Raw genomic sequence first — 13,621 nt, 5'->3', positions numbered from 1 at the left:
CATAAACCCGTAATGTCTCCGCAGAAGTTGCTCCCGGCCGCCGAACTTGCACCTCCACTCTTCCTGCACAGTTCCTGCCTCGGACGACTTGTCCACCGTTCGCGCTTGCGCGACCACGCCGAACGCGTCGCACACGCCACGGTGTTCACATGGATCTGATCACCTGGCTCAGCGACCGCAACAGCATCGGGCATCGAGCGGATGCTCGTGCGGCAGGGTTCTCGCCGCCCCATGTCCGCGCAGCTATTCGGGCGGGGCACGTCCGCCGCATCCGCGCGAGCTGGATCGCGCTGGCTTCGGCTCCGCGCGAGCTGGTGGCGGCCGCCGCGGCTACCGGCCGACTGACCTGTCTGTCCCTCGCTCGCCAGCGCGGTTGGTGGATTCCAGACGGAGCCTCGGCCCGGCTTCATCTGCACGTCGGGACCAACGCGCACCGATTGACTGCGGACGCCGTTCTGCACTGGGCCAAGCCGCTCGTGGATCGCGGAAACCGCGTGCTTGAAGCATCCGTAGAAGATGCACTCGCCCATCTCGCGCAGTGCTTGACCTACGAGGATGCCGTGTCCGTCTGGGAATCCGCGGCCAAAGCCGAACGACTCGACCCGGAATCGTTGCGCACTGTCCACTGGCCGGATGCCGCGTCCCGTGCGTGTGCGAATGCAGTCACCGGCCTGTCCGACTCGGGGCTGGAGACCGTGTTCGTCGTACGACTGAGCACGTGGGGAGTCCCGATCAGACAGCAGGTTCGACTGGCAGGACACAACGTCGACGTGCTGATCGGCACGCACTTGGTCGTCCAACTCGACGGGTTCGCGTTTCACTCTTCCTCGGCCGATCGCACCCGTGATGTCAGGCACGATGCTCAGCTGCGTCTGCGCGGCTACACCGTCCTGCGCTTCACCTATGCGCAGGTCATTCATGATTGGGCCTATGTCGAAGCCACCATTGCCGCCGCGATCGCACGCGGTCTGCACCTGCGCCCCGCCTGATACCAGCCAACTTCTACGGTCAATTGCAACTTTGGCGGCCAGCATCCGAAGATGTGGCCGCCAAAGTTCCTCTGCCCCGCCAAAGTTAGAGGCCGCTAGACGAGCGTCTGCTGCCACGCGGCGTGCAGCTGCGCGAACTTGCCGGTGCCGCGGATGAGCGCATCAGGCGTGTCATCCTCGATGATCTTCCCGTGCTCCATCACCAGCACCCGATCGGCAATGGCGACTGTCGACAGTCGGTGCGCGATGATGATCGCTGTTCGATCGGCCAGCAGCGTCTGCAGGGCGTCCTGGATGAGCCGCTCCGACGGAATGTCCAGCGATGCCGTGGCCTCATCGAGGATCAGCACTGCGGGATCAGCGAGGAACGCTCGCGCGAACGAGATCAGCTGACGCTGCCCCGCCGAAACGCGACCGCCGCGCTTGTTCACATCGGAGTTGTAGCCGTCCGGAAGCGCCGAGATGAACGCATCCGCACCGACCGCACGCGCTGCCGTCTGAATCTCTTCCAGGGTGGCATCCGGTTTTCCGAGCGCGATGTTGTCCGCGACCGTACCGCTGAACAGGTAGGCCTCCTGCGTGACCATCACGATGGCCCGGCGCAGATCCTTCGGATGCAGCGAGCGCAGATCGACGCCGTCCAGCGTCACACGCCCGACGGTGGGATCGTAGAACCGCGAGATGAGCTTCGCCAGCGTCGACTTGCCGGCACCGGTGGTCCCCACCAGCGCGATCGTCTGCCCGGCCGGGATGTCGAGTGAGAAGTTCGGCAGGATGGTCTTCTCCCCCGAGTATCCGAAGGTGACCTCGTCGAAGTTGACGTGTCCGCGTGATTCCCAGAGGTCGATGGGCTTGTCGGGGTCCGGAACCGTCGGCACCTCGTCGAGCACACCGGATACCTTCTCCAGCGCCGCGGTGGCGGACTGGTAGGAGTTCAAGAACATCGCGATCTCCTGCATGGGCGCGAAGAAGTTGCGCACGTACAGAACTGCAGAAAGCAGAACTCCAACCGTCAGCGCACCATCGGCGACACGGATGCCGCCCCACAGCACGACCAGTCCGAGGGTGAGCGCGGCCACGCCCATCAGCCCCGGCTCGAACGTGCCGAACAGCAGCATCGAGCGACGGTTCACATCCCGGTAGTCACCGGCGACCTTCTGGAAGGCGACATCGTTTCGCGGCTCCTTGCGGAACGCCTTGACCGCGCGGATGCCGGTCATGGTCTCCACGAACTGCACGATGACCCGGGCACTGATGACCCGCGACTCCCGGAAGATCAGCTGCGAGCGCGAGTAGAACCAGCGCATCAGCAAGAACAGCGGCACTCCCGCCAGCAGCAGGATCACGCCCGATTCCCAGTCCCACACGATCAGCGCGATGAAGGTGAACGCTCCGAACAGCACACCAGAGACGAGGTTGTTCAGACCACCGTCAAGCAGTTCACGAATCGAATCGAGGTCGCTCGTCTGGCGCGAAATGATGCGCCCGGACGTGTACGTCTCGTGGAACTCCAGGCTCAGTCGCTGCGTGTGCAGGAAGATTCGCTTGCGCAGATCAATGAGCACTGCCTGGGTGATGCGCGCGGCCACGACCACATACCAGCCGATCAGTGCAGCAGCAGCGGCACCGGCGAACAGGTAGATGAACCCGATCGTGAATGTCGGCATCCAGTTCGCGTTCTTCAGCACCTGCGGCAGCGCCCAGTCCAGCCCGACGCTGATGAGGATGGGGCCTGCGACCTGCAGGGCCGTCGAGATCACCAGCACGGATGCTGCGAGCACGATCTGCGCGCGCAGCGGAGACACGAGCGAACCGAGCAGCCGCAGCGAACGCCGGCGGATCGCCTTGCTCTCTTCTCGCGTGTAGTTGGAACGGTCCTCATCCTGTGTTCCCGTCAGTGCGGCGCTCATGCCTGCACCTCCTTCTCGGTCGCTGCGAGGTCCTCATCGGTGATGATCGGGATCGCTCCAGTGCGCGCTGCCTCTTCCGCTTCCAGACTGGAGATCACATGTCGATAGTGTCTGCTGGTCTTCAGCAGCTCGGAGTGCGTTCCCACGGCGGTGATGCGGCCGCTCTCCAGTAGCGCCACCCGGTCGGCGAGCGCCACGGTGGAAGGCCGGTGGGCCACGATCATCGCTGTGGTCTCGGCGAGCACATGCCGCAGCGCTTCTTCGACAAGAGCCTCGGTGTCGACGTCCAGTGCCGACAGCGGGTCATCGAGCACCAGCACTTTCGGGTTGGCTGCGACGGCACGCGCCAGGGCGAGCCGCTGACGCTGGCCTCCCGAGAGGCTGAGGCCTTCTTCCCCGATCACAGTCTCCACGCCGTCAGGCAGGGAGTCCACGAAACTCGCCTGCGCAACGTCGAGGGCTTCACGCAGCACGCGCTCACCCTCCGCACTGTGGATATCGAGTTCGGCGCGCCCCAGCAGCACATTCTCCCGAACGGATGCGGAGAACAGAGTCGCGTCCTCGAACGCCATCGCAATGTGCCGGCGCAGCTCTGCCAGGGGCAGGTCGCGCACGTCGACGCCGTCAAGCAGCACGCGCCCGCCGGTCACGTCGTACAGGCGGGTGGGCAACGTCGTCAGCGTGGTCTTGCCGCTGCCGGTGAGTCCCACCAGCGCCATCGTCTCGCCAGGTCGCAGCACCAGGTCGATCCCGTCGAGCAGGTCGCGCTCTGCAGCACCGGCATCCTGATAGCGGAAGTGCGCTGCTTCGAACACCAGCTCACCGCGCGGCTCGTCGATGTGCACCGGGTTGTCCGGGTCGGTGATGCTGTTCTCCTCGGAGAAGATGTCGAACACGCGGTCGGTTGCGGTTCGGGCATCCAGCATGAACGAGAACAGGAACCCGATCGACTCGATCGGCCACCGCAGCACGGTCGCCATCGCGAAGAACGCAAACAGCTCCGGCAGTTCGATCATCCCCTGCGAGATCAGCCAGATTCCCGACATCAGGCTCACCCCGAAAGCGATCTGCGGCATCAGGTCGAGGAAGAACCAGAGCCCGCCCACCGAATGCGCCTTGCTCATCTCGGTTTCCCGCAGGGTTTCTGCCTGCCCGGTGAAGCGATTCAGCGCGTGCTTGCCGCGGCCGAACGCCTTGAGCACCCGGATGCCATGCACGCTCTCCTCGACGCTGGTGGCCAGGTCTCCCGCCTGGTCTTGGCTGCGGCGGGTCAGTACGCCGTAGCGCTTTTCGAACAGGTAGCCGCGAATCCACATCGGGATGCCCGTGACCAGGAAGATGACCCCCAGCAGCCAGTGCCAGCGGAACAGCAGTACCGAGCCGATGGCGATCGTGAGAATGTTCACGACCAGCAGGATCAAACCGAAAGCCAACCAGCGACGGATGAGGCCGATGTCCTGCATCATGCGGCTGAGCAGCTGACCCGACTGCCAGCGATCGTGGAAGGCCACGGGCAGTCGCTGCAGGCGCGAGTAGAGCTGGGAGCGCATCTGGAACTCGACCTCGGTGGAGGGCTTGAGGATGAACCAGCGGCGAAGCCACACCATCACGGCCTCACCGATTCCGAGCGCAAGAACGGCGAGAGCGCCGAGCGCGATGAGGTTGACGTCACCGGACTCGATCGGTCCGCGCACGATCTGTTCGAGCACGATGGGGATCATCAGCGCGATGACGGCCGCGCCGAGCGCACTGGCCGCGCCCCCGACGAGACGCCAGATGACGGGACGGACGAATGGCTTGAGCCGCCACAGAGCGGCGGGGGTGGACAGCGAAGCGGATGATCTTTGCGATGACGACGAGGAAGACATGACTCTCAATGAGTGGAGTTGCGGAAGGGAAGGAGCGGGGCACACCTGTGGCGTGCAAACCCCCGGGAGAAACGCGGCTGTGCTAGCGGGTAAGACCGGCCAGGTTCGAGCCAAGAACGGTGATCGGCGCGATGGCGATCGAAATCATGGTGTCCTCCTCAAGCTCGACATCGTCGCCCGGTCTGCGCGACAGCCCTCCAGCCTATGGCTGTGAGCTTGCTGAAGGCAAGCAGTATTTTCTGTCGCCCCTAGGCTGAGCACATGAGTTCTCGTTTGCGCATTGAAAGCATCGACATCGGGCCCGAAGATCTGGCGGCACAGTTGCCCGCTGAAGCGCGGTTGCTTCGTCAGGCATCGGGGCCGGATCGCACCGATTACTTCTTCGCTGTGCTCGATGAGGCACTCACCTACCGCACGTCGCTGACGGCGCTCGGCGAAGCAGGCGTGAATCCGGATGCCGCAGATCCCCAGTTGATCACGATTCACGAGGACGGCACCGTCGACCTGCGCGTGTTCGGAATCGTGTTCGCCGCGCGTCTCGCCGGTGCGCACCCGCACGCCGGGATGAAGGACTTTCCGGTCATGCTCGCGTATGTCGTCGACAACACCGCTATGCGTGACGAGGTGGTCGACTTCTCCAAGCTCATCTATGCCGCGGTCGCGTTCATCAGCGACATCGATGAGGAAGCGCCCGCACCGCAGCCGACGTCAGCGTGAGCTGAACTCCCGCTCGCGCGCCAGCAGACTCTGTTTCACCGGCAGCCCCCAGGCGAAGCCGCCCAGCGAGCCGTCCGAGCGCAGCACGCGATGGCAGGGGACGAACAGCGCCGGAGCATTGCGTGCGCAGATGGATGCCGCAGCGCGCACCGCACGCGGATTGCCCAGGGCTGCGGCAAAGGATGTGTAGGTGAGCGGTTCGCCCGGTGCGATTCGCCGCAGAGCCTCCCACCCCGCCTGCTGCAGTCCCGTGCCGATCTGACGTACGACGACGGAATCGATCGCCGCCAGGTCCCCGCCGTAGTACGCACGGACGATGGATGCCGCATCCGTGTCGTGCTCGCGCACCGCGGTGGGTCGTGCGTGTTCGGGCAGACGATTCAGGATTGCGACATGGTCGTGTGTCCACCCGGACGCGAGCACGTGCTGCCGTGCGTCGACCAGCAGGGTGAATGCGCCATCCGGGGTCTGGAGAGTCTCAATGAACGCGGTCATGAGTCGGCCTTTCGTTGGGAGGTTCGCACGGGGGCCGCCCGCCACAGGTGCGCGGTGAGGTAGCTGCGCCAGGGCGCGATCTGTTCTGCCCACGCTGTGAGCGGGGCAGGGTCTGACGGGATGCCAGCAGCCGCAGCCCCGGCACGAACAGCGACGTCGCCGGGCAGGAAGACATCGGGGTCGCCGAGTACGCGCATCCGGACGTAGTCAGCGGTCCAGGGTCCGATGCCCGACCTGGCGAGCAGCACCTCGCGCTGAGCGACGCGACCGTCGCCGACGGTGAGCGTCAAGGAACCGTCCGCGAGTGCTGCGGCAGCACCGGTGATCGCACGGATGCGCGCTGCGGGCCCGCGCAGCACCTCGACAGCGTGCTCGGCGATCGCCGCCATGGTCGGGAAGAGAAGGCCGGGGCCGTCATCGGCTGCGGGGCTTGCCGCAGCCTCTCCGAGAGCCGCGGCGAGCGCCGTCAGCGCCGTGCGTGCAGCGGCGACGGTGATCTGCTGGCCCACCATCGCCCGGATGAGCATTTCATGCGGATCAGCGGCGCCGGGCACGCGGATGCCGGGGACTCTGGCGACGAGCGGAGCAAGCAGCGGATGCGCGGAGAGTGCGGAGTCGACGGCGACAGGGTCAGCATCGAGGTCGAAGATCCGCCGAGCTGTCGAGACGAGAGGCGCCAGGTCGCTGAGGTGCGCGACACGAGCCCGAAGGCGCAGGCGACCGGTCTCATCCTGTCGCACCTCGAACCACGCAGGCCCACCTGCCATCCGCAGGTTGCGCGCGAACGAGGTCGCCGTACTCGTCTCCACTCCGGGGATGGCTCGTGCGTTCATCCAGGCGAAGATGCCGGCGGCATCCATCGGCTCACGATGCGGAAGGAGAAGGTCGATCTCACCGAGTGCGGGTACTCCGATGGCGCTTGCCGGATGGCGACGCGCTCTGAGCTCAGTCGGCGTCAGCCCGAACACCTCACGAATCGTGTCGTTGCACTGGCGGACGCTGGCGAACCCGGCCGAGAACGCGATGTCCGAGATGGGAAGATCCGTGCCGACCAGCAACATCCGCGCATTATGAGCACGATGCGCACGGGCAAGGGCGAGCGGTCCGGCACCGAGCTGGGTGGTCAGCAGCCGAGTGAGGTGACGGGAAGAGTACCCGAGGCGGGCGGACAGACCGGATACGCCTTCGCGTTCCACTACGCCGTCGGCGATGAGACGCATCGCCCGCGCGGCAACGTCACCGCGCAGGTCCCAGGCGGGCGAGCCCGGGGCAGCTTCCGGAAGGCACCGTTTGCAAGCGCGGAACCCGGCCTCGTGTGCGGCTGCGCTCGTCGGATAGAAGCTGACGTTCTCGCGCTTCGGGGTACGCGCGGGGCATGAGGGCCGACAGTAGATGCCCGTGGTGTGCACGGCGGTGACGAACTGACCGTCGAAGCGGATGTCCCGTGCGTCGATCGCACGGTACCGCTCGTCGAAACTCATCGTCGGGAATGCCATGCCTCCACTCTGACACGCCCCCACGCCGATGGCTCGCGGAAATCGGACACGACTGTGCCCGCGGATCAGTGGAAGAAGTGCCGCTCCCCCGTGAAGAACATGGTCACGCCCGCTGCCTTAGCCGCCGCGACGACTTCGTCATCGCGCACGGATCCACCAGGCTGCACGATCGTGGTGATACCGGCATCGATGAGCACCTGGGCACCGTCAGCGAACGGGAAGAACGCGTCGGATGCCGCAACAGCCCCAGCCGCACGGTTACCGGCCCGCTCCACCGCGAGGCGGCACGAGTCGACACGGTTGACCTGGCCCATGCCGACACCGACAGTCGCGTTGCCCTTGGCGAGCACGATCGCGTTGGATTTCACCGCGCGGCAGGCCTTCCACGCGAAGATCATGTTCTCCAGCTCCGAGTCATCCGGACGCTCACCGGAGACAAGCTCCCAGTTCTTCGCCACCGAGAGGATGTCGTCGGGGAAGCGGTCAGCGTCCTGCAGCAGCAGGCCGCCGGAGACCAGTCGCACGTCCATGCGCTCCTGCTGCCAGTCATCGGGCAGCTGCAGCAGACGCAGGTTCTTCTTCGCCTTGAATACTTCCAGTGCTGCCGGCTCGAACGACGGGGCGACGATGACCTCGGTGAAGATGTCCTTGAGGTTCTCGGCCATCTTCAGCGTCACGGTGCCGTTGGTGGCGATGACGCCGCCGTACGCCGACACCGGGTCGCACTCGTGTGCACGCAGGTGGGCGCTGGCGATCGGGTCGAGCGCGTTGGGCGCGGTGGTCGCGATACCGCACGGGTTCGCGTGCTTCACGATAGCGACGGCCGGAAGGACCATGTCGAACGCAGCGCGCAGCGCAGCATCAGCGTCGACATAGTTGTTGTACGACATCTCCTTGCCCTGCAGCTGCACGGCCTGCGCGATGCCGTGGCCACCAACACGGGTGTAGATGGCGCCGCGCTGGTGCGAGTTCTCGCCGTAGCGGAGGGTCGAGAGGCGTTCGGCCTTGATGGTGAGGTGCTCAGGCAGTTCGCCGCCCTCGTTGAGGGTGCGCTCGGCGAACCAGGCGGCCACAGCCGTGTCGTAGGACGAGGTGTGCGCAAAGGCACGCGCGGCGAGTTCACGTCGCTGCGTGAGGGTGGTCCCCCCTGCCCCGATCGACTCGATGATCGCCGGGTACGACTCCGGAGAGACGACAATCGCAACGTTGGCGTGGTTCTTGGCCGCGGCGCGCACCATGGCGGGACCACCGATGTCGATCTGCTCGATGACGTCGTCGCCGCTGGCGCCGGAGGCGACCGTCTCCACGAAGGGGTACAGGTTCGCCACGACGAGCTCGAACGGGGCGATGCCCAATTCGGTGAGCTGACGCTCGTGGTCCTCGAGACGCAGGTCAGCGAGCAGACCGCCGTGGATGCTGGGGTGCAGCGTCTTCACACGTCCATCGAGCATCTCGGCAATACCGGTGACGCTGGCGACGTCGGTGACCTCGTGGCCGGCGTCGCGGATCGTTGCCGCAGTCGATCCGGTCGACACGATCTCAATGCCGGCGTCGGCGAGAGCCGCGGCCAGCACGAGCAGATCGGTCTTATCGCTCACCGAAACCAGTGCACGCTTGATCTCGACGACATCGCGTTCGCGGTACAGGGACGAATCGTGGCTCGGACCGGCCATAAGAGTGCTCCTTCGTGCTGTGGACGTTCGGGGGTCAATGAGTCAGAACGAGCTCGCCGGTCGCGACGCGGCGCACCACGTCGATCAGCAGGCGTCGTTCGACGGGTTTGATGCGTTCATGCAGGGCATGCTCAGTGTCATCTGCCTGCACCGGAACACGTTCCTGGGCGAGGATGGGCCCGGAGTCGACGCCGTCATCGACGACGATGACGCTGGCGCCGGTCTGGGTGACTCCGGCGGCAAGCGCATCGCGAACGCCGTGGGCACCGGGGAACTCCGGCAGATATGCGGGGTGGGTGTTGATGATCTGCGGCGCGTACCGCGCGACAAGTGCCGCTGGCAGCAGGCGCATGAGACCGCTGAGGACGATGAGGTCCGGTGTCCAGACATCGAGCTGGCGTGCGAGTTCTTCGCCCCACGCTTCGCGGTTGTCGAAAGAACGGAACGGAACGGTGAAGCTCGGGATGCCGAAGGCTTCGGCGTGTGCGAGCCCTTCGGCGTCGCGATCCGCTCCGACGACGACGATTCGGGCCGGAAAATCAGGGTGGCTCGCAGCTTCGAGCAGAGCCCGGAGGTTCGAGCCGGAGCCTGAGATGAGAACGGCGACCGTGAGCACCCCGCCAGTCTACCGGGGCGTGGGAGTACTGCCGTCCGCGAAGAAACCGTGCTCATCTAACGGCTGGGTTTCGGCGGCATCCGAGGTCGGCGAAGCGCCCATCTCGGCGACCCAGCGATCGGTGCGCTCCTCGGCGAGCTCGTCCCGATGCCGGGGAGCGAGCAGCATGATCGCAGCGCCGATGAGTACTTCGATGCCCACCGCCAGCGTGATCGCTCCGACATTCGGTCCGGTTTCCGCGAGCCGGCCTGGTCCGATCGATCCGGATGCCAGCATCGTGGCGACAGCGGTGACCGCTGCTGTCAGTGCCGCGGTGCTTACTGCGATCACAGCCCGCGGGGCGATCGCGTGCGCCACGTCTTCCCAAACGAGCCGGGATCGGATGATCCAGCCGGCGAAGGCGCCGGCGGCAACCGGCAGCAGCACGACGATCAGCATCCAGAACGAGCTGCCCTCCGGCAGCAGACCGAAGATCGGCAGGCCCGGAACAACACCGAGTTCCGTGCCCGCCGGCGATACGGCAGTGCCTACCCCCACCGAGAATCCGGGGCCAGCGATCCAGGCCAGTGCCCAGACGAGCATGGTCGGAAGGTAGGCGAGGTGACCGAGGGTGAGCACGGTGGCGCCGGTCGCATCGACGCGCGCGGCTTCGAAAAGGGCGACGACCTCTCCCCCGCGCGTGGCAACCGCCACCGCAACAGTGAGGCCGGCGACACCGGTGAGTCCGACGAGCACCGCGGCTGCGCCCCGAAGAGCCTCGACCGGCACGACACCCCAGTCTCCCCAGCTGTCGACGGCGTCGTGCAAGCGGTCGATCAGGCCGTTGTCGCCCTCCCGCCAGGCGTAGCGGACGGCGCCGAAGACGGTACCAATGACGTAGACGACCGCGGGCAGCAGGATCGCGAGCGCCACTGGCGTCTCAGCAATCTCGGCCCTGGATGTCAGAGCCACCGCTGCTGCGATCAGAGCGAATGCGACGGACCCAGCGATCACGCCCAGCATCCAGGCACCGGATCGCGCAGCCCGGGCACCGGAGCGGGCCGCGAACAGCAGCGTGAAGAGGAGGAACGCCAGCGGCGTCAGCGAGAGCACGAAGTTCGCGGCCTCCGGTGCGATACCGACGGCGGCGGTGACGGCATCCGGAATCGCAATACTGATCGGCACCCCGTGGCCGAACTGCCAGAGCGTCCCGGTGACGGGCCAGAGCGCACCCCACTCGGCGGTCACTCCGAACGCGAGAGTCCACAGCAGGGTCAGCGGAGCGAGCAGCACGGCGAGGCCGACGGCCGCCGCGATGGCAGCGTCGACGGCGGCGAGAATCGCGACGAGGAGGCGTTGCATGACTCCATGAGACTACGACGAGAACCTGACTGCCTCGCGGGGACGCGCGAGGTGTCGCCGACACGATATCGTCTCCAAGGAGGTTTACCCGATGACTACTGCCCCCTCGACCACAACTGACCAGACGGCTGAGCCCGCTGCTGAGCCGAAGAACGCGTTGGATCGCTTCTTCGAGATCAGCAAACGCGGATCAACGATCGGCACGGAGGTCCGTGGCGGCCTGGTGACGTTCGTCACGATGGCCTACATCGTGATCCTCAACCCCCTCATACTTTCCACCCCCGACGTCGATGGCACAGTGCTCGATGGTGGTGCCGTCGCGGCGGCCACTGCCTTGACAGCCGGTGTCATGACGCTGCTGTTCGGCATCGTCACGCGTCTGCCGTTCGCGTTCGCCGCGGGCCTGGGCATCAACGCCTTCGTGGCGTTCTCCGTCGTCGGGTCCGTGACCTGGCCGGAGGCGATGGCCCTGGTGGTCATCAACGGTGCCGTCATCGTACTGCTGGCAGCGACCGGCCTGCGCAAGATGATCTTCGACGCTGTTCCCGTGCAGCTCAAGCTGGCGATCACGGTCGGAATCGGCCTGTTCATCGCGTTCATCGGCTTCGTCAATGCTGGCTTCGTCACCGCGACGGGGAACCCGTCTCCCCCGGTCGACCTCGGTGTCGGCGGCTCCGTCGCCACGCTGCCGACTCTGCTGTTCGTCATCACCCTGCTTATCGGCGGTGTGCTCATCGCGGTGCGCCTGAAGGGCGCGATCCTGATCGCCCTCGTCGGTGGCACGGTGCTCGCGGCGATCGCCAACCTCATCTGGCCGTTCGGTCTTGATTTCGGTTTCGCCGGCGGCATCATGAGCATGCCGGACCTCAGCCTGATCGGCGCGGTTGACTTCGGATTCGACCTGTCGAAGGTGAGCGTCGTCGCACTGGTGATGTTCGTGTTCACCCTGGTGTTCTCGAACTTCTTCGACGCCATGGGCACGATGACGGGGCTCGCGAACGAAGCGGGCCTGGCCGATAAGAAGGGCGACTTCCCGCGCATCAAGTCGGCACTGGTCGTCGAAGGTGTCGGCGCGATCGTCGGAGGCGGCACGTCATCCTCGTCTGCGACGGTGTTCGTCGAATCGGGCTCTGGAATCGGCGAGGGCGCCCGCACGGGCTTTGCCAACGTCATCACGGGCCTGATGTTCCTGCTCGCGATGTTCTTCACCCCGCTCGCATCGATCGTTCCCGGTGAGGTCGCCGCGGCAGCGCTGGTGCTGGTCGGTGCGATGATGCTCGCGCAGATCAAGAACATCGACTTCAGCGACTTCCGGGTGCTGCTGCCGGTGTTCCTCACCGCGACCGTGATGCCGATGACCTACTCGATCGCCAATGGCATCGGTGCGGGCTTCGTCAGCTGGATCATCGTGAATGCGTTCTCCGGCAAGGCGAAGACCATCCACCCGCTGCTGTGGATCGTCGGCCTCGGCTTCGTGCTGTTCTTCGCCCGCGGGCCGATCGAGGCGCTCTTCGGCGTGGCCTGATACGCCGCCACCACCTGACGACGAGGGACGGATGCCACGGCATCCGTCCCTCGTCGCATCTCCGAGACTTCACCGGAACTGCTTCACGCGTTAACCCGTGTCCGGCAGGTTCGGAGCGTGAACCCACGCCGCAGGTCCCACCGTCCCAAGCACCTCGAGATCGCCGCTGAGCTCACGGCCGACATCACTTCGGGACGAGTTCCGATCGGCGAGGCGCTGCCCAGCGAATCCGCACTGGCGGCGCGCTTCGATGTCGCTCGAGGCACCGTGCGTCGGGCGCTCGAGCACGTCGAGGCCACCCACCGCCGATTGTCGAGACAGGGCACACGCTGGGTCGTGCACCCGGAGCGGCTCGCCCAGGACGTCACGGAGCTGCGCTCCTTCGGGCAGTGGGCGAAGGCGATCGGGCACGAGCCGGGCGGACGCACGGTCTTGTGCTGCGAGGGCCGCGCGACACCGGAGGAGGCCCTGGCCCTCGCCATCAGCCCGCAGCGGCCAGTGCTGCGCATCACCCGGCTGCAGTACCTCGACGATGCGCCGGTGATGGTCAAGCGCACCACCTTCCCGCAGTGGCTCATGCAGACCATCGCGCAGCTCCCGCCGGATGCCCGCTCGATCATGGAAGTCGTCGAGCGCGAGCACGGGCCGCAGCTCGCTCACGGCGAGCACCTGATCTCGGCGGTGCTGCCGGATCCAGAGGATGCCCGTCTGCTCGGAGTGACCCGCACCACGCCTCTGCTGCGCGTGCAGCGCTCCGCGCGCACCTTCGATGGCAGGCCGTTCGAGTACAGCGATGACCGCTACCTCGCAACGGCCACGTCATTGAGCATCGTGAACTCTGCTCGACTGCCTGAGCGCGCCATCGCGCAGTGACCGTTTCCGCCGACTGTCAGTCCGCGTCACCAGGTCTTCGCCCGACGGTGTCCCAGACGTCGGGCTCCGGGCAGGGACGCGACGTGCGCGCCTTCTTGAGTGGAGTCGCCCACCCGGG

Annotated in this window: 11 protein-coding genes; 4 read left to right on the top strand and 7 right to left on the bottom strand. The window is 66.0% G+C overall.

The features are described 5' to 3' along the window. Positions 1-149: 149 nt before the first annotated feature. Complete coding sequence (locus ACW5CM_RS14460; protein ID WP_457125420.1) at positions 150-989, top strand: endonuclease domain-containing protein; 840 nt, start codon at positions 150-152, stop codon at positions 987-989. A 95-nt stretch (positions 990-1,084) separates the two neighbouring features. On the opposite strand, the gene ACW5CM_RS14455 is transcribed toward ACW5CM_RS14460, so the two are convergent. Both ACW5CM_RS14455 and ACW5CM_RS14450 read right to left on the bottom strand, forming a co-directional pair. Continuing rightward, the gene (locus ACW5CM_RS14455; RefSeq protein ID WP_438253182.1) at positions 1,085-2,899 is read right to left on the bottom strand and encodes an ABC transporter ATP-binding protein; all 1,815 of its coding nucleotides are present in this window, start codon (positions 2,897-2,899) and stop codon (positions 1,085-1,087) included. Next, entirely contained in the window at positions 2,896-4,767 is a 1,872-nt protein-coding gene (locus ACW5CM_RS14450; RefSeq protein WP_457125419.1) for an ABC transporter ATP-binding protein, read from the bottom strand. Before ACW5CM_RS14450 ends, ACW5CM_RS14455 begins: the two co-directional genes overlap by 4 nt. 261 nt (positions 4,768-5,028) lie before the next feature. On the opposite strand from ACW5CM_RS14450, the gene ACW5CM_RS14445 reads away from it, so the two are divergent. Continuing rightward, complete coding sequence (locus tag ACW5CM_RS14445; protein WP_438253180.1) at positions 5,029-5,484, top strand: hypothetical protein; 456 nt, start codon at positions 5,029-5,031, stop codon at positions 5,482-5,484. On the opposite strand, the gene ACW5CM_RS14440 is transcribed toward ACW5CM_RS14445, so the two are convergent. The 5 genes from ACW5CM_RS14440 to ACW5CM_RS14420 all read right to left on the bottom strand — a co-directional run bounded on the left by ACW5CM_RS14440 (position 5,476) and on the right by ACW5CM_RS14420 (position 11,105). Continuing rightward, entirely contained in the window at positions 5,476-5,979 is a 504-nt protein-coding gene (locus ACW5CM_RS14440; RefSeq protein WP_457125418.1) for a methylated-DNA--[protein]-cysteine S-methyltransferase, read from the bottom strand. The genes ACW5CM_RS14445 and ACW5CM_RS14440 overlap by 9 nt on opposite strands. Then, entirely contained in the window at positions 5,976-7,475 is a 1,500-nt protein-coding gene (locus tag ACW5CM_RS14435) for a DNA-3-methyladenine glycosylase 2 family protein (RefSeq protein WP_457125417.1), read from the bottom strand. The genes ACW5CM_RS14440 and ACW5CM_RS14435 overlap by 4 nt, the downstream gene beginning before the upstream one ends. Positions 7,476-7,540: 65 nt before the next feature. Next, a complete protein-coding gene (gene purH, locus ACW5CM_RS14430; RefSeq protein WP_439256108.1) occupies positions 7,541-9,148 on the bottom strand; it encodes a bifunctional phosphoribosylaminoimidazolecarboxamide formyltransferase/IMP cyclohydrolase in 1,608 nt (535 codons plus the stop codon). Between the two features lie 34 nt (positions 9,149-9,182). Further along, positions 9,183-9,764 carry a phosphoribosylglycinamide formyltransferase gene (gene purN, locus ACW5CM_RS14425; protein ID WP_439256109.1) on the bottom strand — a complete coding sequence of 194 codons (582 nt, stop codon included), beginning with the start codon at positions 9,762-9,764 and terminating at the stop codon, positions 9,183-9,185. Positions 9,765-9,773: 9 nt separating this feature from the next. Beyond that, on the bottom strand, positions 9,774-11,105 hold the full coding sequence (locus tag ACW5CM_RS14420) for a cell division protein PerM (RefSeq protein ID WP_457125416.1): 1,332 nt from the start codon (positions 11,103-11,105) through the stop codon (positions 9,774-9,776). A 91-nt stretch (positions 11,106-11,196) separates the two neighbouring features. On the opposite strand from ACW5CM_RS14420, the gene ACW5CM_RS14415 reads away from it, so the two are divergent. Further along, positions 11,197-12,630 (top strand): NCS2 family permease, encoded by a 1,434-nt coding sequence (locus ACW5CM_RS14415; RefSeq protein ID WP_457125415.1) that lies wholly within the window; start codon positions 11,197-11,199, stop codon positions 12,628-12,630. Positions 12,631-12,747: 117 nt separating this feature from the next. Beyond that, entirely contained in the window at positions 12,748-13,503 is a 756-nt protein-coding gene (locus tag ACW5CM_RS14410) for a GntR family transcriptional regulator (protein WP_438253172.1), read from the top strand. Positions 13,504-13,621 lie beyond the last annotated feature (118 nt).

Source organism: Microbacterium wangyouchuni, assembly GCF_054072595.1.
This window is presented reverse-complemented; position numbering and strand designations above follow the sequence as displayed.